Origin of the sequence: Streptomyces sp. CC228A (assembly GCF_021390935.1) — a bacterium.
GTDB lineage: Bacteria > Actinomycetota > Actinomycetes > Streptomycetales > Streptomycetaceae > Streptomyces.
This window is the reverse complement of record NZ_JAJPUI010000019.1, coordinates 1-24,084: the sequence shown is the minus strand read 5'-3', so window position 1 is coordinate 24,084 and position 24,084 is coordinate 1. Positions and strand designations below refer to the sequence as shown.

The 24,084-nt window shown below is 75.6% G+C and carries 10 protein-coding genes and 6 pseudogenes; 10 read left to right on the top strand and 6 right to left on the bottom strand.

The genetic code is table 11. The features are described from left to right. Window positions 1–70: 70 nt before the first annotated feature. From L6E17_RS29905 to L6E17_RS29880, 6 genes and pseudogenes are all read right to left on the bottom strand, one after another. Window positions 71–817, bottom strand: coding sequence for a hypothetical protein (locus L6E17_RS29905; protein ID WP_236243751.1), 747 nt, complete (start codon window positions 815–817; stop codon window positions 71–73). 35 nt (window positions 818–852) lie between these two features. Then, a pseudogene (locus tag L6E17_RS29900) lies at window positions 853–3,097 on the bottom strand (glycoside hydrolase N-terminal domain-containing protein). 70 nt (window positions 3,098–3,167) lie between these two features. After that, entirely contained in the window at window positions 3,168–5,156 is a 1,989-nt protein-coding gene (locus L6E17_RS29895; RefSeq protein WP_236243750.1) for a beta-galactosidase, read from the bottom strand. Between the two features lie 134 nt (window positions 5,157–5,290). Continuing rightward, window positions 5,291–6,214: a carbohydrate ABC transporter permease gene (locus tag L6E17_RS29890; protein ID WP_236243749.1), complete on the bottom strand. Its 924-nt coding sequence runs from the start codon at window positions 6,212–6,214 to the stop codon at window positions 5,291–5,293. After that, window positions 6,211–7,377, bottom strand: coding sequence for an ABC transporter permease (locus tag L6E17_RS29885; protein ID WP_374109187.1), 1,167 nt, complete (start codon window positions 7,375–7,377; stop codon window positions 6,211–6,213). The genes L6E17_RS29890 and L6E17_RS29885 overlap by 4 nt, the downstream gene beginning before the upstream one ends. A 55-nt stretch (window positions 7,378–7,432) precedes the next feature. Then, window positions 7,433–9,127, bottom strand: a complete 1,695-nt coding sequence (locus L6E17_RS29880; protein WP_236243748.1) for an extracellular solute-binding protein — start codon at window positions 9,125–9,127, stop codon at window positions 7,433–7,435. A 369-nt stretch (window positions 9,128–9,496) separates the two neighbouring features. On the opposite strand from L6E17_RS29880, the pseudogene L6E17_RS29875 reads away from it, so the two are divergent. The 10 genes and pseudogenes from L6E17_RS29875 to L6E17_RS29825 form a co-directional block, all read left to right on the top strand. Next, window positions 9,497–12,341: pseudogene (locus tag L6E17_RS29875) on the top strand (beta-glucosidase). A 562-nt stretch (window positions 12,342–12,903) separates the two neighbouring features. Further along, the gene (locus L6E17_RS29870) at window positions 12,904–15,117 is read left to right on the top strand and encodes a SpoIIE family protein phosphatase (RefSeq protein WP_236243758.1); all 2,214 of its coding nucleotides are present in this window, start codon (window positions 12,904–12,906) and stop codon (window positions 15,115–15,117) included. Window positions 15,118–15,437: 320 nt separating this feature from the next. Then, window positions 15,438–16,207, top strand: a pseudogene (locus L6E17_RS29865) (IclR family transcriptional regulator). Window positions 16,208–16,560: 353 nt separating this feature from the next. After that, the gene (locus tag L6E17_RS29860; protein WP_236243747.1) at window positions 16,561–17,094 is read left to right on the top strand and encodes a SigE family RNA polymerase sigma factor; all 534 of its coding nucleotides are present in this window, start codon (window positions 16,561–16,563) and stop codon (window positions 17,092–17,094) included. After that, a complete protein-coding gene (locus L6E17_RS29855; RefSeq protein ID WP_236243746.1) occupies window positions 17,094–17,792 on the top strand; it encodes a hypothetical protein in 699 nt (232 codons plus the stop codon). The genes L6E17_RS29860 and L6E17_RS29855 overlap by 1 nt, the downstream gene beginning before the upstream one ends. Before the next feature lie 456 nt (window positions 17,793–18,248). After that, window positions 18,249–18,449: a hypothetical protein gene (locus L6E17_RS29850; RefSeq protein ID WP_071273809.1), complete on the top strand. Its 201-nt coding sequence runs from the start codon at window positions 18,249–18,251 to the stop codon at window positions 18,447–18,449. A 1,182-nt stretch (window positions 18,450–19,631) separates the two neighbouring features. Then, a complete protein-coding gene (locus tag L6E17_RS29845; protein ID WP_236243745.1) occupies window positions 19,632–19,865 on the top strand; it encodes a DUF6480 family protein in 234 nt (77 codons plus the stop codon). 647 nt (window positions 19,866–20,512) lie between these two features. Beyond that, a pseudogene (locus L6E17_RS29840) lies at window positions 20,513–21,592 on the top strand (serine/threonine-protein kinase); the annotation flags it as partial. Between the two features lie 10 nt (window positions 21,593–21,602). Further along, window positions 21,603–23,603 (top strand): annotated as a pseudogene (locus L6E17_RS31775) (MMPL family transporter); the annotation flags it as partial. Further along, window positions 23,506–24,084: pseudogene (locus L6E17_RS29825) on the top strand (GNAT family N-acetyltransferase); the annotation flags it as partial. The pseudogenes L6E17_RS31775 and L6E17_RS29825, both read left to right, overlap by 98 nt.

Below are 24,084 nucleotides of genomic sequence, written 5' to 3'. Positions count from 1 at the left end.
GCTGCCGTCCACCGTCCGCTGTCCGCCGTCCGCCGCCGCGCGCCGGGACCGGGCGCGCGGCGGCGGCCGTTCACGACGCCGAGACCGTGAGGCGGTCCGTCACGAAGTCCAGCCCGCCCGCCGACGACGTGATCTCGTACCCGAACTGCACGTCACCGATGGTCTCGTCGCCCCACCAGCCCTTGACGTCCCTGATCCACTTCAGGACCGGCAGGAGGTCCACCGTGCCGGACGTCGAGTCCGAGGTCCGCAGGAACGAGAACACCTCGTGGGAGGACCCGTCCGGGTGCGGCACCCTGCCCTTGTACACGTCCCACCGGTGGCCGCCGAGCGCCACCGACCCCTGCGGCGTGCCCAGCGGGCCGACCTCGCCGTGGTGGTTGACCCACAGCATGACCTCGTAGTCGTAGTCCGTGTCCCAGATGTCGTACGCCGTGTTGTACGAGCCGGCCGACGGCACCCGCACCTGGTAGCTGCTGGTCAGCGACGACAGCGCGGAGAGCCGGCGGTTCACCGTCTTCTTCGCGTTCGGGTACGACTTGATGCCGCCCGTGTCCGGGTGGTCGGCCCACACGCCCCAGCTCGTGGCGGAGTCGGCCCAGGTGCACTGGGCGCCGGGCCCCTGGCCCCAGATGTTGTTGTAGAGCGTGTAGCCGTTCAGTGAGGTGTTGCCCCACTGCTCGCAGGTGTGCCAGACCGCCGCCTGCGCCGGGGCCGCGGCCAGGCCCAGGACCGCGGCGAACGCGAGCGCCGGCGCCGGCAGCGCCGTACGGAACCGGCCGCGCGCCCGGCGGGCGCGGAGAGTGCGTCGTGCCATGGGGAGTCCCTTCGGAGGTGGGGGAGCAGGGGGTGTCACCCGGTGCCTGTGCCCCTCGTGCTCAGGGACAGCACCAGGTCCTCGCCGGCGCGCAGTCGGAGCGTGCGCGCCCCGGCGGGGGTCCTCAGGTCGATCCGGGCCGTACGCGTCGGCCGGACCGTCGCCGTACACGTGCCGTCGCGCCACTCCAGGTCCACGACGGCACCGAACCGGGTGCGCACCCCGCGCAGCGCCCCGCGGGCCCAGCCCGGCGGCAGCGCGGGCAGCAGCACCAGGCGCCCCGGCGCCGACTGCACCAGCAGCTCGACCAGCAGGGCGGGCAGCGCGTGCGCCGCGTCCGCGTTGTACACGTCCCGGCCCGGGTAGTGGGAGCTCATCAGCGACACGTGGAAGAAGTCGGCGGCCAGGACGCGCGCCAGCGCCGCCGACGCCCGCTCCCCGTCCCGCAGCCGGGCGGCCACCAGCGCGTGGTGCAGGTGTCCGTGCGCCGAGTCGTTCTCCGCGCCGCAAAGCTCCAGCGCCCGCAGCGCCGCCCGGGCCAGCTCCGGCGTGTCGTAGGGGGTGATCTCACCCAGCGGCCACACCGGGTACAGGTGGCTGAGGTGGCGGTGGTCGTAGGTCTCGGCGAGCCCCGGCCACGCCCACTCGGCCAGCGCCCCGTCGGCGTTGACCCGGTAGTCCGGCAGCCGTGCCGCCAGCGCACGCCACCGCGCGGCCGACTCCGGGTCGCGGTCGGCGTGGTGCTCGGCGGCCGTGGTCAGGGCGTGCCGGGCGGCCGCCACGTCCATCGTCGCGTTGACCGTCCCCCAGCCGGCGTTCGCCGGACGGTTCTCCGGCGAGTACGACGGGACCACCGCGACCCGGCCGTCCGGTCCCGTCCGCGTCAGGAACGACATGTAGAAGCGGGCCACCTCGCCGAGCGCGGCCACCAGGCGCGGATCGCGCTCGCCGGTGGTCTCGGCGTGCTCCACCAGCGGGTGCAGCAGCCAGTCGGCGCCCGCCGTCCACAGGTGCAGCGGATACGCCCGCTGGAAGTGGTACGCGTGCCCCGACACGCCGTCGGTGTGGGACGGCGCCACCACCCCGTCCGCCCCGAAGACCTCCCGCGCGTTGTCCCGCCAGTGCGGCAGCTGCCCGTACACCAGCCGGGCATGGGCCTCGGACACCTCGGGCAGCGCCGCGGCCGCCGCCGACGCGGTCTGGAGGTTCAGGTTCGCGTTGGTGGTGAACGCCCCCGACCACGCCGTGTCCCAGTCACCCGTCCACAGGCCCACCAGGCGCGGCGGCAGCATCCCGCTCGCCGACAGCAGGTGGTAGCGGCCCGCCGCGAACAGCCGCTCCGGCAGCGCCGGGCTCCCCGGGCGGCGCAGCAGCGCGCTGCCCGGCAGCCGCCGCTCCCGCGCGCACCCGCCCAGGTCGAGGACGACACGCTCGTACGCGGTCCGGTGCAGGGCCTCGTGGCGGGCGAGCAGCCGCGCGTACGCCTCCGCGGGCCCGCCGGACCCCGCCAGCAGGCCCCGCAGCTCCGCCGCCTCCCCGGCGACGTCCGGCTCACCGGTGCGGCGGCGCACCCGGGTCAGCAGCAGCACCTCGCGGGCCCCCGCCACCCGCACCCCGTCGCCCTCCACGGCCACCGCGCCGCCGGCGACCGCGGCGAGCGCGACACCGGTGAACGCCTCCTCGCCGCCGGGGTAGCGGGCGCGCAGGGACAGCAGCGCCCCTCCGCGGTCAGCGCCGTGCCGCGGCCCACCCCGAGGCCCGGCGGCACCCCCGGCAGGCGGTGGTCCAGCGCCACCGACGCCCGGATCGGCGCGCCCGCGAGGTAGCGGACGACGACGTCGTCGGCGCGGGACACGAACACCCGGCTGTCCCGGCCGCGGCACCGCGCCCGCACCACGCCCGTGGCGAAGTCCACCTCCCGCCGGTACCCCGCGGCGTCCGCCGCCTCCTGCCGCACCCGGATCGCGAACGCCGGGTGGAACGCGCCCACCCAGCGCAGCCCGCGCCCGTCCGTGAACGCGTCGGCGGCCGCCGTGTCGCCCGCCAGCAGCCGGTCCTGGAGATCCGGCAGGCGGTCCGCCAGCCGCGGCGGCAGCGTGTCCGCCGGGGGCACCGGCGTGACCAGGCAGTGGTGGGTGACCACGACCCGCTCGTCGCCGGGCCCGCCGAACACCAGGGCGCCGTGGCGGCCGTTGCCACTGAGGAAGGCGTCCTCCCAGCGGGCGGCGGCTCGGCCTCCCACGTCCCGTGGACCGGCCCCGCGCCCGCGCTCCCCGTCACCGCCGCACCCCCGCCGCGCTCCCCGGCCGCCGGCGCGACCGCGGCCCGGCGCCGCCCGCGCACCGCCCGGTCACGGCGCGGCCTCCCGCAGCACCACCGCGCCGTACCGCTCCAGTTCCACCGAGCCGGCCACCGCGGCGCCCGTCAGCACGTCCCGGTACACCCCGCCGCCCGCTGCCGGCAGGGGCACCCGCACAGGCTTCCGGCCGTGGTTCAGCACGAACAGCAGACCGCCCCGCCGCACCGCCTCCACCAGCTCCGGCAGCCCCTCCAGCACAGGCCGCACGCCGGCCTCCCCGGCCGCCCGCGCCAGCAGCGCGCGCAGCGCCGCCGGCTCCGGCAGCGTCGACACGTACCAGGCGCGGCCCCTGCGCAGCACCGCCGGCAGCCCGTCCAGCTCCCCGCCCCGGTAGGCGGCCGCCACCTCGGCGTCCCCGGCGGCCTCCAGCTCCTCCGACCACAGCGTGCCGTCGAAGCCGTCGCAGGCCACCCGCTCGCCCCGGTCCAGCGGCCACCACTCGTGCAGCACCCGGATCCCGAACAGCCGCCGCAGCCGCGCGTCCATCCCGCCGGGCCGCACCCGGTCGTCCGGGTCCGCCACACCGGTCAGGAAGCCCGACACGAGCGTGCCGCCCCCCGCCACGTAGGCGACGAGGCCCGCGACGGCCGCGTCCGACAGCAGGTACAACTGCGGCACGACCACCATGCGGTAGCCGCTCAGGCCGTGCTCGGGGTGCGCGAAGTCCGTCGCGTACCCGTTCTCCCACAGGGCCCGGTGCCAGGCGCGCACGACGTCCGGGTACGCCACCTCCCGGGACGGCATGCCCTCCTGCTGCACCGCCCACCAGGAGTGCCAGTCGTGCAGCACGGCGACCTCCGCCGCGACCCCCGCCCCGGACACCTCGGGCGCCAGCCGGGACAGCTCGGCACCGATCCGCTTGACCTCGCGGAACGTACGGCTCTCCTCGCCCGCGTGCGGCACCATCCCCGAGTGGAACTTCTCCGCGCCCTGCCGGGACTGCCGCCACTGGAAGTAGCAGACCGCGTCGGCGCCCCGCGCCACGGACTGGAGCGACAGCAGCCGGTTCAGCCCGGCGGGCTTCGGGTGGTTGACGTCCCGCCAGTTGACGGGCCCGGCGGCCTGCTCCATCACCATCCACGGGCCGCGCGCCTGCGAGCGGGTCATGTCGCCGATCATCGCGTTGTACTGCCCGCCGTACGGGTCCTTCGGGTCCGGGTAGACGTCGACGGACACGACGTCCTCCTCCCGCGCCCACGCCCACGCGTCCTGGCCCGTCCAGAACGGCATGAAGTTCGTCGTCACCGGCACCCGCGGCGCGTGCCGCGCCACGATGTCCCGCTCCGCGGTGTAGCACTCCAGCAGGGCGTCCGAGGTGAACCGCCGGAAGTCGAGCTGCTGCGCCGGGTTGCGCAGGTACTGCGCCCGCCGCGGCGGGATGACCTCGTCCCACGTGTCGTACCGCTGCGACCAGAACGCCGTGCCCCACGCCTCGTTCAGCGCGTCGACCGTGCCGTACCGCGCGGCCAGCCAGCGGCGGAAGTGGCGGGCCGTCCCGTCGCACCAGCAGGACGTGCAGTACTCGTTGTTGACGTGCCACATCGTCAGCGCCGGATGCCCGGCGTACCGGGCGGCCAGGTCCTCGGTGACCGCCGCCGCGTACGCCCGGTACGTGGCGGAGCTGGGGCAGAACTGCTGCCGTGACCCCCACCACACCGTCCGCCCGTCCTCGTCGCGGGGCAGGGTGTCCGGGTGTCGCGCCCCCATCCACGGGGGCGGGGACGCCGTCGGTGTGGCCAGCACCATCCCGATGCCGTGCGCGTGCAGCAGGTCCGCCAGCCGGTCCAGCCAGCCGAACTCCCGGGCCCCTGGGCGCGGTTCGATCCGGGCCCAGGAGAACACGCCGACGGTGGCGGAGTTCACCCCGGCGTCCTGCATCAGCCGGACGTCCTGCTCCCACACCTCCTCGGGCCACTGCTCCGGGTTGTAGTCGCCGCCGAACAGGATGCGGCCGCGGGTCGCGTCATGGAGGGAGGGCATCAGGCCGGGACCCCGTACTGGCACAGGTGCGCACCTCGATCTCTGAGGAAGGGGCAGGGGAGGGGGAAGGAGGGGAGGGGAAGCGGAGGGGAAGGGGAGCGGCCGCGTGGCGCGCCGCCCGCCCCGGCGCGGGCTCAGCCCTTGACCGCGCCCGTGAGCATGCCCTTCTTGAAGTGCTTCTGGATAAAGGGCGAGACGACCGCGACGGGCAGCAGCGCCATCACCATCACCGCCATCTGCACCGACAGCGGCGACAGCCGGCCGGTCCTGATCACCTGGCCCAGCCCGGTCGGCGGCTCCTGCTTCTGGACGATCTGGATCATGACGTTCTGCAGCGGCATCATGTCCTGGTCGGTCAGGTAGATCGACGCGTTGAACCAGGCACTCCAGTAGCCCACCGCGTAGAACAGCGCGATGACCGCGAGCACCGCCCGCGACAGCGGCATGACGACGGTCCACAGGATCCGCAGGTCGCCGGCCCCGTCGATGCGGGCGCTGTCGATCAGCTCCTGGGAAATGTTCATGAAGAACGACCGGAGCACCAGCACGTTGAAGACGCTGACCGCGCTGGGCAGGATCAGCGCCAGGTACGTGTCCGTCAGCCCGAGCGCCTGCACCAGCAGGTAGGTGGGGATGAGCCCGGCGCCGAAGAACAGCGTCGCCAGCAGGGTCATCAGGATCCAGCGGTGCCCCAGCGAGCCGGGCCGGGACAGCCCGTACGCACAGAGCACCGACACCGCCATGCTGAACAGCGTGCCGACGACGGTGACCCCGACGCTCACCAGCGCCGCCCGCTGCACCTGGCCCCCGCTCAGCAGCTCCTGGTACGCGACGAACGTGATGTCCCGGGGGACCACCACCAGCCCCCCGGCCTCGGTGATGGTCCTGCGCGAGGACAGGCTGGTGACGACGACGATCCACAGCGGGAACAGCACGGCGAGGCAGGCTGCTCCCAGGACCGTCGCCTTGGCGGCGGTCCCGGTCCTGCTCGGCCGCTCCTCCCACACGGGCCGAGGCGGGGCCGCCCACCCCCGGGCGATGGCGTCGAACGGGCTCACTTCCTGTACACCCCCTGCTCGCCCATGAGATGGGCGACCTTGTTGGCCGTGAGGACCAGCCCGAGCCCGACGACGCCCTTGACGAGGCCGGCGGCCGCGGCGTAGCTGAAGTCCTGGTTGCGCAGCCCGTTCCACCACACGTAGGTGTCCAGCACCTCCGCGGCGTCCGGCCCGACCGCGTCGCGCTGGAGCAGCAGCTGCTCGAAGCCCACCGTCAGCGCGTCCCCCACCCGCAGCACCAGCAGCAGGGCGATCACCGGGCGCAGCGCCGGCAGCGTCACGTGCCACATGCGGCGCCGGCGTCCCGCGCCGTCCATCGCGGCCGCCTCGTACAGGTCCTGGTTGACGGCCGACAGCGCGGCGAGGAAGACGATGATGCCCCAGCCGGCGTCCTTCCAGATCATCTCCGACGTCACCAGCAGCTTGAAGAGGCCCGGGTCCGTCATCAGGTCGAAGCCGTCGACACCGTGCTGCCGCAGCGTCTGCGCGATGATGCCGGCGCCGCCGAAGACCTGCTGGAAGACCGTGATGACGAGCACCCAGGAGAAGAAGTGCGGCAGGTACAGCACCGCTTGCGCGACGGCCCGTACGCGGGGTCTGAGGACGCTGTTGATGAGCAGCGCCAGCAGGATCGGCACCGGGAAGAACAGCACCAGCTGGAGCAGGAACAGTACGAGCGTGTTCTCGACCGCCCGCCAGAACGCCGTGTCGGCGAAGATCCGCTCGAACTGGTCGAGCCCGGTCCACGGGCTCTCCAGCATGGCGGTGAAGCCGTTCTCACTGAGGTACGGGTCGTAGTCCTGGAAGGCGACGACGTTGCCGAGCACCGGGACGTACGTGAACACCAGCACCAGCAGCAGGGCGGGCAGCGTCATCAGGACGAGCGTCCGGTCCCGCCGCCACCGCACGCGCAGCGCCGGCCTCCCGCCGCGCGCCGCCCCGGCCCTGCGCCCCGGGGCCGCCGGGCGGCAGGGGCCGCCGAGGGGCCTGCCGGCCGCGGCGGATGCGGTCGGGCCGCGGGGGCGGCGGCCTCGGCGCCCGTGGCCGCGGCCTCCCGGGACGGCGCCCCCTCCTGTGCGGCGTCGTCCCGGGCCGGCCCCGTGCCCGGCGCCGTGTTGTGCTGCGACACGGGCTCTCTCCTTGCGTGTCGGCGTCCTGCGGATGGGCGGGTGCGCGGGCGGTGCCGCACCGGGCGGGGCGCGTCGGTGCGGCACCGCGTCAGCCGGCTGCGGAGCCGGTCTCGTCGAGGAGCCTGCGGTACCAGTCGCGCAGCTTGTCGCCGCCCCTGCTCCTCCAGTCGGAGACGGCCTGCTGCACGTCGCCGACCTTCTTGCGGCCGCGCACGACGTCGTCCTCCAGCTGCTCGAAGCCGTCGGCGAGGTTGGTCCACTGGGACGGCTCGGTCACGGTGAGCCCGTAGAACGACGTCTTCGACGTGAAGGCGCCCATCCGCTGCTGCCACTCCACCTGCGCCCGGGTGATGTCGGGGTGGTCCGGGTGGGCGATGTAGGGAGCGGGATCGCCGGTGAGGTCGAAGGCCGACGTCACCTGGTTCAGCCCGGTGTCGTTCTTGACGGGCAGGCCGTCCCGGTAGGTGAAGTGGGTCCCTTCCACGCCGTAGTCCGTCAGCACGCGCTCCTTCGTGCCGTACGGTGCGGCGCAGAAGTTGGCGACGGCCAGGAAGTCCCGGACGACCGCCTCCGGTGCCTTGGCGCTGACGAAGGTGAAGATGTTCGCCGGCTGCTGCGCGTACAGCTCCGGGTCCGCGCCGCCCGGTCCGAAGATGTCCATCGCGGCGATCCGGAACTCCGGGTTCTGCGCGGCCTGCTCGGCGGTCTTCGAGTACCAGTGGGACAGGTCGTTGTTGTAGACGAGGACCTGCCCGGCGGTGAACCGGTTGCCGGAGTCGCCCTGGTTCTGCGCGAACGCGTCGGGGTGGACCACCCCGGCCGCGTAGAGCTTGCGCGTCCACTCCAGGGCTTCCAGGTACTCCGGGGTCTCGACGCGGTTGACGAGCCGGCCGTCGGCCATGTTCCACCACAGCGCCTTGTCGCTGCCCGGGAGCACCCCGAACGCGTTGAACGCGGTCCACTTCATGTCGTCGCAGGCCCACACCTTGCCCTTGGCGTCGGTGGCCTCCTTCGCCCACGCCAGGAACTCCTCCGGGCTGCGCGGCGCCGTCCAGCCGCGCCGGGCGAAGACGTCCCGGCGGTAGAAGGGGGCGATGTTGGTGACGTACGAGGCGGGCATCGGGATGCCGCGCAGGGCGCCGCCGAACAGCGCACGCTGCCAGGCGTCCGTCGGCACCGCCGCCAGGTTCGGGTAGTCCTTCACCCGGTCGCCCGACAGGTAGGGCCCGAGGTCGGCGAACTTCGCGTTGACAGCGCTGGGGATCTTGCCGGTGAGGTTCCAGCCGGGCACGACCACGACGTCCGGGATGTCGCTGGAGGCCAGGACCGCGCCCAGCTTCTCGTCGTAGGTGTTGCCGTCCTGGTTCTGCCACTCCACCCGGACGCCGATGGCGTCGTTCATCGCCGTGTACCAGGGATTGCCGCTCTTGGGGGGCGAGCCCCACAGCGGCGCCATGACCCGGACGGTGCCGCCCCTGCCGAGCTTCGACGGCACCGACGTCTTCAGCGCCGCGGCGGTGACCGCCGCGGTGAACCCCGCCGACGAGCCGTTCCTCGGCGGGATGTCCGGCTCCACCACGGTCTGCGGCACGTACGCCGGCAGGATCCCGGCGGCCTCCTTGCCGCTGGTCGTGCCGTCCTTCCTCCGGGGCCGCGCGTCCCCGCCGCAGGCGGCGAGCAGCGGAGCACCGCCCGCCACGGCGGCCGCGGCGACGGCCGTCGAGGCGAGAAGGCTTCTCCGGCTCGGGCCGGAGCTCGGGGAGGGGGAGGAGTGCGGCGTCATTGCGTCAACCCTTCGTGGCACGCCAGGGGCCCGCCGCCCGGGTACGCCGGACGGGACGGGGGCTGGGAGGAACGGAGGAACGGGAGGAACCGGCTGGGCTCGTTCGAAGCGGTTCACCGCAGACGGACAGGACGGCTCGGTGCGACCAGTCGAAGCGCTTCGATGTTGCTGCGAGGTTAAGTGAACCCCACCGGGCACACAAGGCCCGACGGCAATATTGCCGTCCCTCCCCGCCTGCCCTCGATGCCCGGGCCGCCCGGACGTGGCCGAGATGGTGCCCGGAGACGTCTTGACACCCCGCCCGGTGCGGCCAGAGCATCGAAGCGCTTCGAAAGACTGCTCCGGGACATCCACCAGGGGGACCCGCACGTGACCGCAGAACGGCTGCCCTTCCGCGACCCGCGGCTGCCCGTCGGCAAGCGCGTCGACGACCTGCTCGGGCGGCTCACGCTCGACGAGCGCATCGCGATGCTCCACCAGTTCGGCCCGGCCGTGGACCGCCTGGGCATCGCCGCCTTCCGCACCGGCCAGGAAGCCCTCCACGGCGTCGCCTGGATGGGCCCCGCCACCGTCTTCCCGCAGGCCGTCGGCCTCGGCGCGACCTGGAACGACGACCTCGTCCGCCGCGTCGGCGAAGCCGTCTCCACCGAAGCGCGCGCCATGCGGGCCCGCGACGACCGCGTCGGCCTGAACGTGTGGGCGCCGACCGTCAACCTGCTCCGCCACCCGCTGTGGGGCCGCGGCGAGGAGGGCTACTCCGAGGACCCGCACCTCACCTCCGCCCTCGCGACCGCCTACACGCGCGGCCTGCGCGGCGACCACCCCGCGTACTGGCGCACCGCCCCGGTCCTCAAGCACTGGCTGGCCCACAACAACGAGACGGACCGGGACACCACCTCCTCCTCCGTCCGCCCCCGCGTCCTGCACGAGTACGATCTGCGGGCCTTCCGCGGCCCTGTCGAGGCGGGCGGCGTCGCCGGCGTCATGCCGGCCTACAACCTCGTCAACGGACGCCCCAACCACCTCTCCCCGTACCTCGCCGACCACCTGCGGACCTGGACCGACCAGGAGCTGCTGGTCTGCTCCGACGCGGGAGCGCCCAGCAACCTCGTCGACTCCGAGCACTACTACGACACCCACGAGGAAGCGACCGCCGCCGCCCTGCGGGCCGGCGTCGACAGCTTCACCGACCACGGGACCGACAGCTCGCAGACCACCGCCCGCGTGCGCGGCGCCCTCGGCCGGGGACTGATCACCGAGGCCGACATCGACACGGCGGTCCGCCGCCAGCTCCACGTCCGCTTCGCGCTCGGCGAGTTCGACCCCGACCTCGACCCGTACGCGCGGACCTCCGCCTTCGACACCGCCGGGCACCGCGCCCTCGCCCAGGAGGCCGCCGAGCAGGCCGTCGTCCTCCTCACCAACGACGGCATCCTCCCCCTCGACCCGGACACCGGCCACCGCGTCGCCGTGGTCGGGCCGCTCGCCGACATCTGCAAGCTCGACTGGTACAGCGGCACCCTCATCCGGCGCTCCACCCCGCTCGACGGGCTGCGCGCCCGCTTCGGCGCCGACCGCACCACACACGCCGAAGGCGCCGACCGCGTCCGGCTGCGCTGCGCGTCCGGTTACCTCAGCGCCCCCGAGAGCGACGCCGCCGACGCGGTGCGGGGCGCCGAGGGCGCCCTCGACCCGGCGCTCCTCGACGGCCGCACCGACCTCCCGCCGCTGGTCGCCGGCACCGAGGGCACCGTGTTCGCGCTCACCGACTGGGGCGGCGGCGTCCTCACCCTGCGGGCACCCGACGGACGCCACCTGTCCGTCGCCGCCGACCGGCGGGTACGCGCCTCCGCCGACCAGCCGGGCGGCTGGGTGGTCCAGGAGACGTTCCGGCTCGAACCGCACGACGGCGGACACCTCCTTCGGCACCTCGGAACCGGCGGGCACGTCTGTGTCGCCGCCGGCGGCGCGAAGGTTGCCGCACCCGACGAGGCCCCCACCGTCTTCACCGTCGAGACCCTGGAGCGGGGCGAGGACGAGGTCGCGCGTGCCGCCGCCGCGGCCGACACCGTCATCGTCGTCGCGGGCAACGACCCCCACATCAACGGGCGCGAGACCGAGGACCGCACCACCCTCGCCCTCCCCGGTGCCCAGGACCGCCTGTGGCGTGCCGCCCGCGCCGCCAACCCCCGCACCGTCCTGGTCCTCGTCTCGTCCTACCCGTACGCCGTGGGGGAGGCGGCGGCCGAGCTGCCCGCCCTGCTGTGGACCGCCCACGGCGGCCAGGCCGCGGGCACGGCGCTCGCCCGGGTCCTCGCCGGGGACGCCCCGCCCGCGGGGCGCCTCCCGCAGACCTGGTACGCGGCCGACGGCGACCTGCCGGACCTGCTGGATTACGACGTCATCGGCGGCCGCCAGACCTACCTGTACTTCGACGGCGCCCCCCTCTTCCCCTTCGGCCACGGCCTGACCTACGGCGCCTTCACCTACGAGGACCTCACGGCCGAGCGGACCGGGGACACCGTCCGCCTGGGCTTCTCGGTGACGAACACGGGCCGGGCGGCGTCCGACGAGGTGGCCCAGGTCTACGCCCGCACCACCACGCCGGGCGTGCCCCGCCCGCACCGCGAGCTGGTCGCCCACCGCCGCGTCCGCCTGGCGCCCGGCGAACGGCGGCGGCTGGACTTCGAGGTGCCCGTCGGCGGCTCGGCCACTGGGACGTGGCCCGCGGCCGCTGGACGGTCGCCGCGGGCACCTGGACCTTCGAGGCCGCCGCCTCCAGCGCCGACGTCCGCCTCAGCGCCGCGGTGGACGTGCCCGGGGAGCCGCCCGCCCCCGCCCCGTACGGGAGCGGGGCCTGTCCGCCGCCGACTACGACGAGCAGCACGGCACCCGCCTCGCCGACCGCACCAGGACCCGCGGCGACTGCGTGACCCCGGCGGCGCCCGACACCCCCGGCGAAGCTGCTGTACCGCGCCTGCGACTTCGGGCCCGGCGTGAGCGCCGCCGCCCTGGAGGTCTCCGGCACCGGCACGGTCGCAGTCACCGCCGCCGGCGGGCCGCCGCGGCGACCGCGGTCGCCGCGCCCGGGGGCCCGTACGACTACACGACGGTCCGCCTCCCGCTGGAGGCCGCGGGCACCACGGACCTGCGGGTCACCCTGACGGGCACCGTGCGCTTCGCCGGGGCGGCCTTCACCCCGGCGGCCCCCTGAGGCTGAGGCGCCCCGGCGGTGCCTGCCACGCCTCGTGCGGGGGCGCGAACGGGCGGCGGAGCCGGTGCCCGTGCCCGCTGCCCGTGCTGTTCCCGGCCCGGTGGATCCGTGAGGCGCCCCCGTGTGCCGTTCACGGCGGGGCGACTCCGTGAAGCCTGCCCACGCCGTGCTGCTGTGTGCCCCGGCCCCGCGCTCCGACGCGCCGCGCCGCAGCGGCACCCGGACGCGGAGGGCGGCACCCGGGACGCGGAGGGCGGCACTCGTGAGGCGGATGTCGGCACCCGGACGCGGAGGCCGGCTCTTCGGCTCTGCGCAGCCGGCGGTTGCGGTCCCGGGCGGCCATCGGACGCGCAGAGCGGTACCCGGACGCGGAGGCCGGCTCTTCGGCCCGCGCAGCCGGTGGTTGCGGTCCCGGGCGGCCATCGGACGCGCAGAGCGGTACCCGGACGCGGAGGCCCGCACCCGGCTGCCGGGGGCGGCACCGGGTGCGGAGGGCGGCTCCCGGACTGCGGGGTCCGGCGCGGCGGGGCAGGCTGGAGGCGTGGAGCGCACGCGACCGGAGATGCGGGAACTGGGTGCCGCCCTGGTCACAGTCATGCAGGACACGGGCGCGTCCGTCGGCATGCTCTACCTCGTGCCGCCCGGCCGCAGCGCCCTGCGGCTCGCGGTCCTCAGCGGCATCCCGCTGGAGTTCGCCGCGCCCTGGCTGCGCGTGGCCCCCGGCGAACCCATCCCGGTCGCCGACGCCGTGTCCCAGCAGCGGATGGTGTGGCTCGGCGACCAGGAGGCCATGGCCCGCCACTACCCCCGCCCCGGCCTCGTCCTGCCCTACCGCTTCGCCCTCGCCGCCCTGCCCGTCTCCTCCGGCACCACCCGCTGGGGCGGCCTCGTCATGATGTGGCCCGGCTCCCACCCGACCGAGCTGAGCGAGTCCGAGGCCGCGGCCGTCCGCGCGGGCGCCGAGCGGATGGCGGCCGTGCTGGACCGGGCCGCACGCGCCGGACGGCCCCTGGCACCGGACCGGCCGCCCCTCGTCGCCCACCCCCGGCTGCCCGCGCCCGACAGCAGGCAGGCGGCCGCCGCCCTCGCCTTCGCGGACCGGCTGCCCGGCGGCAGCTGCGCCCTGGACCTCGACGGCCGTATCGCCTACGTCTCGGCGACGGCGGCCGACCTGCTCGGCGCCCCGGTCTCCCGGCTGCTCGGCACCCTCCCGTGGGAGGAGCTCCCCTGGCTGGACCACCCCACCGTGGAGGACCGCTACCGCGCCGCCATCGTCAGCCGGGAGGCCACCGCCTTCACGGCCGTCCGCCCCCCGGACCACCGCCTCCGCTTCCACCTGTACCCGGACGCCACCGGCATCAGCGTCCGCATCACCTCCGAGGCCGCCGGGGACCCCGCCGCCGGCGCGGAACCGGAGGAGCGCCGGCAGGAGGCGCTCTCCGTGCCGCCGCCCGTCGCGACCGGCCGGCTCGGTGCCCTGTACCACCTGATGCATCTCGCGGCCACCCTCAGCGAGGCCGCGGGCGTCCAGGACGTCGTCCGGCAGACCGCCGAGCAGATGGCCCCCGCCCTGGGCGCGCAGGCCCTGGCGCTGCTGATGGCGGAGGACGGCAGGCTGCGCCTCGCCGGGGGGATCGGCTGCCCGCCGGAACTCGCGGAAACCCTGTACTCGATCCCCGTGACCGCCGACACCCCGCCGGTGCGCGTCCACACCACCGGCACGCCGCTGTTCTTCCAGGGGCATCACGAGCTGCACGCCGCCTTCCCGCACAGCGGCCTGCCCGACCTGGGGGCCTGGGCGTTCCTGCCGCTCGTCGCCTCCCGCCGCCCGGTCGGCTCCCTCGTCCTGGCGTACGAGCGGCCCCGCGCCTTCGCGTCCGGCGAGCGCGCCGTCCTCAGCTCCTTCGCGGGACTGGTGGCCCAGGCCATGGACCGGGCCCGGCTGTACGACGCCAAGCAGGAGCTCGCCCGCCGCCTCCAGGCGGGCCTGCTGCCGCACCGCCTGCCCAGGCTGCCGGGCCTGGACGTCGCCGCACGCTATCTGCCGGCCGCCGTGGGCATGGGCATCGGCGGCGACTTCTACGACGTGATCCGGCTGGGCCCGTCGACCGCCGCCGTCGCCATCGGCGACGTCCAGGGGCACAACGTCGACGCCGCGGCCCTGATGGGGCAGGTCCGCACCGCCGTCCACGCCATGGCCGGGGCGCCCCCCGCCGATGTGCTCGCCCGGACGAACCGGCTGCTGGTCGACCTCGACCCCGGCCTGTTCACCAGCTGCCTGTACGCCGAACTCGACCTGGCCGGGCACCGGATGTGCCTGGCCACGGCCGGGCACCCGCCGCCCCTGTGCCGCCGTCCCGACGGCACCACCGACACCCTGGACGTGCCGCCGGGCCTGCTCCTCGGCATCGACGCGGCCGCGCACTACACGAGCACCGAGACCGCCCTGCCGCCCGGCACCGTCCTCGCCCTCTACACGGACGGGCTCGTCGAGACTCCCGGCACCGACCCGGACGAAGCCACCGGCGACCTCGCGGACCAGCTGTCCCGCAGCACCTCCCACGACATGGACGGCCTCGCCGACGCCCTCATCCGGCACGCCCACCGGTCCGCGCCCCGCCACGACGACGTGGCCCTCGTCCTGCTGCGCACCAGCGACGCGCCCCCCGGCACGGCGCCCGTGCCGGTGGAGGACGGCTCGTCCGTGCCAAGGGAGGACGGCCCGTCCGTGCCGGGGGAGGACGGCTCGTCCGTGCCGGGGGAGGACGCCGGCTGACGGCCGCCGTCCGCGCCGGCCGGGAGCCACCGGGCCGCTCCACCGGACCGGTCGCCTCCCGATCCCGGGCGAGGCGCTACCGGCCCCGTACGGTTCCGCCGCGGCTCGGCACACCTCCGCCCCCGAGGCCGCCCTCTCCGCGCGGCCTTCCCGGGCGCCTGCCGCCAGGCGTGCGGCCCCGCTGCCCCCGCCACGCAGGGCGGCACGGCCCCGCACTCCGCGCCCCGGCCGCGCCATTGCCCGCCAACCCCCCGGTCACTAGCCTGTGTTCGCCGCACCGGCCGCAGGCCGGGGTTTCGAACGAAGGGGTGGATGGCCTCATGGGGCGTCTCGTGCCGGCCGTGACCAGGGCGCTCGACATCCTCGAACTGTTCCTCGACGGCGACGGCACCCTCTCCGCTCCCGAGGTGACCCGCAGGCTCCACCTGCCCCGTACCACCGTCCACGAGCTGCTCACCACCCTCGCCGCCCGCTCCTACCTGGCGCCCGTGCCCGGCCGCCCCGGCCGCTACCGCCTGGGCGTGCGCGCCTGCCAGCTCGGCAGCCGCTACGCGGAGCACCTGGACATCGCCGCCGAGGGGCAGCGGGTGGCCCGCGAGGTCGCCGAGACCTGCGACGAGACCGTCCACATCGCCATCCTGGAGGACCTGGACGTCATCCACATCGCCAAGGTGGACTCCACACGCGCCGTCCGCATGGTCTCCGCTGCCGGCCGCCGACTGCCCGCCCACTGCACCGCCGCCGGCAAGATGCTCCTCGCGTCGCTGTCCCAGGACGAGTTCGACACCCGCGCCGACGGCCGCGAACTGGCCGCCATGACGCCCCGCAGCATCACCGACCCCGACGCGCTGCGCGCCGAGCTCGCCGCCGTCCGCGAGCGCGGCACCGCCTTCGAGCACCGCGAGTCCGACCCGGACGTGCACGGCGTCGCCGCCCCGTCCGCGACGGCACCGGGCAGGTGGTGGCCGCGCTGTCCGTCAGCGTCCCCGTGATCCGCTGGAGCGAGGAGCGGGAGGCGGAGCTGGCCGAACTCGCCGCGAAGGGCGCCGACGACCTCTCCGCCCGCCTCGGCCACCGGAACGCCCGGTGACCCGCGCCCGGCGCGCCCCCGCCTCTGACGCGGCCGCACGCGACACCGTCGTACGGGCTGCCGTACGGGCAACCGCCCTGCGGGGCCCCGCCGTACGCGACGCTTCCGTACGGGATGCTGCCGCTCCGGGGAGTGCCCCGCGCGCGCCCACGGGCCGCCCACCCGCCCGACGCCGCCGGCCGCCGCGGGCGCGCGGGGCGCGGTGCGGGAAGCACGCGCCGCCGCAAGGCGGCGGTTGCTAAGATCATCCGCCATCTCGAACAGCCGCCGCCGTTCCACCGGCTGTTCGAGGACCCACCACCGCCGCGACACCGGCACGGAGCAGCGCGACGACGCGCAGGGAGAGGCCGCCCGTGGGCACATCCGCCGATGACGCCGCCGCGGAGTTCCACGACTTCTTCGAGCGTCACTACGCCGAACTCGCCCGCCTCGCCCACCTCCTCACCGGCGAGGCCGACGCCGCGGACGACCTCGCCGCCGACGCCCTGCTGGCCCTGTGGCACCGCTGGGACCGCGTCCGCACCGCCCGCCACCCGGCGGCCTACGCCCGCGGCGTCGTCGCGAACCTGGCCCGCAGCAGGATCCGCAGCGCCGTCAGGGAACGCCGCCGCATCGCCCTCTTCTGGGATCGGCGCCCCGAACACACCGACGACCCGGACATACCGGCCGTCGTCGACGTCCAAGGCGCCCTGCGCCGCCTGCCGTTCCGCAAACGCGCCTGCGTGGTCCTGCGCCACGCCTTCGACCTGTCGGAGCGGGAGACCGCCGACACCCTCGGAATCTCGGTCGGTACGGTGAAGAGCCAGACATCGAAGGGAATGGCCCGGCTGGAGCAGCTGCTGGGCAGCCGCACCGCGGCGTCCCAGCTCGTGGGCGGGAGGAAGTAGTGGCAGGGGACGACGAGCTGAGGCGCGCGCTGCGGGGCGCCGCCCAGGCGCACCGGCCCGACCGCGCCCGCATGCTCGCCCGCGTCGAGCGCGGCATGGCCGACCGGGCCGCGCCGCCCGCCCCCGGCTTCTCCCGGTGGAGCCGCACCCCGTGGCTGCGCGTGGCCACGGCCACCGCCGCGGTCGCCGCCGTCCTCGGCGCGGGCGCCTACACCGCGGCCTCCGTCCTGCGGGGCGCGCCGGCTCCGGCGGCGGCGACGCCGCCCGCGGTCGAGGCCCCCGCGTCCCCGCGCCCCCCGTCACCCTCGGCGCAGCCCTCCGGGCACCTGTCCGGCCAGGGCGCCATCGATCCCCACAGCAACCGCTACTGGGCCCAGTCCACCGTCACCGTCAGGACGGCGGTGCCGCTGGCGGCCTTCACCGTCGAACTGCGCGTCGCCCAGACCGGCGGTGTGGCCGACACCGGCAACTGGCGGTCCCTGCCGGAGGAGCACTTCACGGTCGCGGTACGGGAGGAGGCCGGGGCGCTCGTCTACACGTGGACGCTCCGGCCCGGCCGCACGGTGCCGGCCGGGCAGCACGTCTTCGCCGGCCAGTACAACCACGCCGAGGGAGGCCGCGACGCGGGCCGGGACCGCTTCACCGCCCGGGGCACGGCGACGGACGGCACCGAGGCCGCCGTCTCCGGCGGTTTCTGAGCCGCCGACCGGCGCGGCACCGCCCGCGACGGACCGGCGCGCCGCCGAGCCGCGCCCCGGGGCGCCGCCGCGGTCGCCCACCGGAGCCGGTCGGCGCCCGCCCGGCTCCAGTGGTACGGCCCCCGGACGTGACGGGCGGGCGTCCGGAGCCTGGCCGGCCGGCGGGCGAGTGCCTCCGACCGCCTCCGGCTGGCTGTCCACGCGCCCGAGTGGCGTCGGGAACCGCACGCCGGGCAGACCGGTGCCCGGGACACCGCCACGGTGCAGCTCCGGCCGCACCCCCGGTCGGCGCCCGCCGCCGAGCCCCGGGCGGACGTCGACGCGGTGGTCCTCGACTTCGACGGCACCCGGACCGGGGATCGTCACCCTGCGTGCTCTTGACGCCACAGCGGCCGCGGATGCGTCAGCGCTGACCGGCGACGACAATGGCGAGTGCCGGACGACAAAGGAGGCGGCATGAAAGAAGAGCCCGATTCGACCTCCCGACTGGGCGGCGTCACCCCTGACGCCCTCCTCCACAGCGGTGCCGAAGGCGAGTTCACCGCGGAAGACCTCGTCCTCGCCTCCGGGCGCGACGTGAACCCGAAGAACCTGGCATGGGCCGAGCGCAGGATGGCCGAGAAGGGCAAGGCCGCTCTCGACGAGCTCCTCCCCTGATCCGCTCCCTCTCTCCGCGACCGCACTGGGCCGCGCCGCCCCCGCACCGGAGCCCTTCCGGGCGGGAAGGGGTGCGGCTCAGAGCCGTGCCACGGTCCGCGTGATCAGGGCGACCAGTGCGAAGACCGCCACGGCGGCGGCGACGAAGGCCACATCGGCCATCGTGAGCTCCTCAGGGATGCAACGGGATCGGCGGCAACCGCCTCATCCGAGGAAACCCGCCCGGGGGACACCGCATGAGCCCCGTTGACGGCCTCCATACGCGGCACTGCGCCCCGTTAACGCCTTCTTAACGCCACCGGCCACCCGCCACCGGCAGCCGCCCACTACCGGCCACCCGCCGCCCGCCAAGGCCGCCCGCCCCCTGCGGCCGCCCACCACACCGGCCGCCCGCCCCTGCGGCCGCCCGCTACCGGCCGTACGCCCACCGCCACGCGCTGCCCTCCGCCGCCCGCCAAGGCCGCCCGCCGCCTGCGGTCGCGCACCACACCGGCCGCCCGCCCCTGCCCGCCCGCTACCGGCCGTACGCCCACCGCCACCCGCCGCCCGCCGCCCGCGGCCGCCCGCCAAGGGCCACGCGCTGCCCTCCGCCGCCCGCCAAGGGCCATCCGCCGCCCGCGGCCGCCCACTACCGGCCACCCGCTGCCCTCCGCCTCCGCCTGCGGCCCGTCGTTCGTCGGCCCCGGCACTATCCGCCCCCGTCCGTGCCGGTCACCTGGCACCGTCAGCCCCCGCCCGTCGGCTACCGGTCACGCGGCACCACCGCCCCCGTCTGCCGGCTGCCGGGCGCACCCGCCGACTGGCACTGGCCCCGGCTCCCCGCACCCGCCCGCCGCCGCCGGCACCCGCTACCCGCCACCGGCTCCCCGCCCGCCCCCGCTGCCCTCCGCTGCAGAAGGCCCTGCCGGCCCTGCCGGTGCCCGGGTGACCCGCCGCTCCGGCCGGTCCCGCGGGTCGACGTCCGCCGGGGGACGTGCCGGAGCGGGCCGCTGCGCCCCTCACGGGGGCCCTCTGCCGGCGGTCACGGGCGGCCCGTCCCTCACGCGTCGGGCAGGCTCCCGGGGAGCGCCGGGCGCCTTTGCCCCGTGCCGCACCACGCGCCGCGCTTCACCGCGCCGCGCGCGCCGTTGCCGTTTGCGCCGCACCGCGCATGAACCCGCCGCGGCTGCGCACTCGTGACCCATGAGGCACTTCAACCCCGACCCGGACCCCGAGCGCAGCACCGGCCTGGAGCCGGGCGGAGGCGTTCCGCCCGGTGAGACGCCCCCGGCCGAGAGCAGCATGCCGGAAGCGGGGCCCTACGAGAGCCACAACCCCACCAAGGGCTGGGCCAAGGCACCGCTGGCCGGGATCCTGCTGGTCGTCCTCCTGGTGGCCGCCGGACTCGCCGCCATGGCAGTGGCCATAGCGCGGTAGCCGCGGTCATCGGCGGCCGGCCCGCGCCTCCGGCGCACGCCCCGCCTCGGCGGAGCGCGCACCGGCATGCGCCTGCCCAGCCCGTCCCGGCCCGTCCCGTCCCGGCCCGTCCCGGCCCGGCCCGGCCCGGCCCGGCCACCGACGGTGCACCCGCGCCCCGCGCCCCCGTGCGCCCGCGCAGGCGGGCCACGAACCGGCAAGCCCCCAGCCACCGGCGGTGGCACCCGCGCCCCCGCGCCCCGCTCCGGCGGAGCGCGGCCCAGGGGCACCCTGCCGCCACCGGCGCACTCCGCACGCCCCGTCCCGCCCCGCGGAGCGGGAACCGGCATGCGCATACTCTGGCGGCCCCCAGACGCGGCCCCGGCCCCGCCAGGGACCGGCCAGGGCCCCAGCCACAGCCCCGGCCAGGGCCCAGGGCTTCTGGCAGTGGCGCCCCCGCCTCCCCGCCCCCGCCCCCGCTCCGGCGGAGCGCGCACCGGCATGCCCCGCCCACCCCTGCCGTGCCCATGCTTCGCGGCCGGGCCGCGAAAGCCGTGGCCAGGCCCGGTCCGCGCGGGCGCCCGCCCCGTACACACTGTCAGAGCGGGGCGCCATACTGGACGGACCGGGGAGGGCGCGCGGAGAACCGACGGGGGCGACAGCAGGCGATGGCGGACACCAGGCTGATCCACGGCCGCTACCGGCTGCTGGAGGTGATCGGGCGCGGCGGCATGGGCGAGGTGTGGCGGGCCACGGACGAGGCGCTCGGCCGCCGGGTCGCCGTCAAGTGCCTCAAGCCGCTCGGACCGCAGCACGACCCCGGCTTCGTGAGCGTCCTGCGCGAGCGGTTCCGCCGCGAGGCACGCGTAGCCGCCTCGCTCCAGCACCGCGGTGTCACCGTCGTCCACGACTTCGGCGAGTGCGAGGGATCCCTGTTCCTCGTGATGGAGCTCCTCCAGGGCCGCAACCTCAGCCAGCTGCTGGAGGACAACCGGCACCACCCGCTGCCCCTGCCGGACGTCGTCGACATCGCCGAGCAGGTGGCCGACGCGCTCGCCTACACCCACCGCCAGGGCATCGTCCACCGCGACCTGAAGCCCGCGAACATCGTGCGGCTCGCCGACGGCGGGGTGAAGATCTGCGACTTCGGCATCGCACGCCCGGGCGCGGACACCGGTGCCGCCTCCCGCCTCACCTCCGGCGGCATCGCCATGGGCACCCCGCACTACATGTCGCCGGAGCAGATCAGCGGCGGCCAGGTCGACCACCGCAGCGACCTGTACTCCCTGGGCTGCGTCCTCTACGAGATCGCCACGGGCTCGCCGCCCTTCGACCAGGACGACGCCTGGGCGGTGCTCGTCGGCCACCGCGACACCCCGCCGGTGCCGCTGCGGGCCCACCGGGCGGAACTGCCGCCGGTGTTCGAGCGAATCGTGCTCGACCTCCTCGCCAAGGCCCCGGAGGCCAGACCGGCCGACGCGGGCGACCTCCACCGGCGCATCACCGGCGCCCGCGGCGTGGTCATACCCGCCCCGTCCCGCACGCCCCACCCCGCAGCCTGCCACCCGCCCGCCCCCGCCCCCGCCGCCGACCGCCTCCCCGCACCCCACCCCGCCCTGCCCGCGCCCGCTTCCCTCCCCGCGGCACCCGCCCCGGCGGCCCCGGGAGAGCTCCCCGCCTGGACCCGCTCCCTCACCCCGGGCCCCGGAGCCGTCGGCGGAGCAGCCCCGCGCCCCGCCCCGGCCTCCCGGCGGGTACAGCGGGCAGGTCAGCGAGGACGGGCGTACCGCCTACGCCACCGTGACCTTCCGCGAGCAGGCCGACGACATCCCCGTCGAGCAGGCGCAGGCCCTCGTCGAGTACTGGCGAAGGCCGCCGGGACCGACGGGCTCCAGGTGAGCTCGGCGGCAGCGCCGTCGCCCCCCCACCGAGGCGCCTCGGCGGGCACATCGCCGAGGCCGTCGGCGCGGCCGTCGCCGCCGTCGTCCTCTCCTCGCCTTCGCCCTCGCCGCCTCCTGCTCCCCATCGCCACCGCCCCCGTCAGCGTCGGCATCGCTCATACTGGGGATCGTGCCCTCGGGCACGTGATGACCGTCGCCGACTTCGCACCCATGCTCGGCATGCTCATCGGCCTCGGCGTCGGCATCGACTACGCTCTTCATCGTCACCCGCCACCGCAAGGGCCTCAAGCGCGGTCTCAGCGTCGCCGAGGCCGCCGAAACGCCGTCGCTACCACCGCCCGGGCGGGCCGTCGTCTTCGCGGGCGCCACCGTCTGCATCGCGCTCCTCGGCATGCTGATCCTCAGGCTGGGCTTCCTCAACGGCGTCGCCATAGCCGCATCCCTCACCGTCATCCTCACCGTCGCCGCGTCCGTGACGCTGCTGCCCGCGTTGCTCTCCTTCATCGGGATGGGGCCCTGTCCCCGCCGCGAGCGCCGCCGCCTCACCGAGCACGGCCCGCAGCCCGAGCTGCCCACAGGCTTCGCCGCCCGCTGGTCCGCGTTCGTCGAGCGGCACCAGCGAAGCCGGCGCAGCCGCCGCCGTCATGCTCGTCCTGGCGCTGCCGACGCTGTCGCTGCTTCCCGGCACCTGACCAGGGCAACGACCCCAGCCCGGCCACCACCCGCCAGGCGTACACCACTCGCCGAGGGCTTCGGGCCCGGCGTCAACGGTCCGCTGACCGTCGTCGCCGAGCTGGACGGCGCTCGCCGACCGGGTCGCCATGAACGAGTTGCCCGGCCGCGCTGCGCGCCACCGCCGGCGTGGACTCCGTCGGCCCCGTCACCTACAGCGGCAACGGCAGCACGGCGACGGTCACCGTCGTCCCGGACTCCGCACCCCAGTCGCAGCAGACCAGCGACCTCGTCGAGCGGCTGCGCGCCGACGTCCTGCCCGCCGCCGAGCAGGGCACCACACTGGACGTCCACGTCGGCGGCATCACGGCCGCGTACGACGACTTCGCGCAGGTCATCATCGGCAAGCTGCCGCTGTTCGTCGGCGTCGTCATCGCCCTCGGCTGCCTGCTGCTCCTACTCGCCTTCCGGTCCCTCGGCATCCCGCTGAAGGCCGCGGCCATGAACGTGGCCGCCGTCGCGTCCGCCTTCGGCATCGTCGTGGCGATCTTCCAGTGGGGCTGGGGCAGCGAGCTGCTCGGCCCCGGCAGCGCCGGCCCCATCGAACCCTTCCTGCCGGTCATCGCCGTGTCCGTGCTCTTCGGGCTCTCCATGGACTACCAGGTCTTCCTGGTGAGCCGGATGTACGAGGAGTGGCTGGAGACCAGGGACAACCGGCGCGCCGTCCGCGTGGGGCTCGCCGAGACCAGCCGGGTCATCAACTCCGCCGCCGTCATCATGATCGCCGTGTTCCTCGCGTTCGTGCTGTCCGGCGACCGGGTCATCGCGATGTTCGGCATCGGCCTCGCCGCCGCCGTCGCCCTGGACGCCTTCGTCCTGCGCACCCTGCTCCCCGGCCCTCATGCACATGCTGGGCGGGCGAACTGGTGGCTGCCGCGGCCTGGACCGGATCCTGCCGAAGATCAGCATCGAGCCCCCGAGTCCCCGTACCGGCAGCCCGTGCGAGGATCCCGGAGAAGCGCACGAGCGGCGACGGAGAGCTCGTGCCGTAGCCCGCCGGCACGGCGGGGAGCGGGGAGACCACCATGGTGTTCGCGATGTCCCTGGGCGACGACGGCGCCGAACTGTGCCCGCTGGAGCCCTGGCAGGCCGAGGAGTACCTCGCGCACATCGACCGCGGCCGTGACTTCATCGGCCGGTACGCGGACTGCCGGACGTGTGCAAGGACCTCGCGTCGGCCCGGGCGTTCCTCCAGTCGTACGCCGACAAGACGGCCGCCGACGCGGGCGCCTCTACGCCATCCGGCTGGACGGCACCCTCGTCGGCGGCGTCATGTTCCGCACCATGGACCCCGCGATGGGCACCTGCGAGGTCGGCTGCTGGCTGGAGCCGCCGCCGTGGGGCGCGGCCTGGTCACCCGGGCGGCCACGGCGATCATCGACTGGGCTGTGGAGGTGCGCGGCATGCACCGTCGAGGGTGGTCGCCCCAACACCGGATACAGCATCAACGTCGCCAAGCGCCTCGGCATGACCTGGGACGGCGTGCCGCGGGGTCACCTGTGGCCGGGGTGAGCGGCAGGACAGCGAGGTTCGGTCCGTCCTCGCCCCGGAGTGGCGCCCACCGCGGAAGCGCGTCGGTCGTCCCGGCAAGCCGAGGCGGCCGGGGC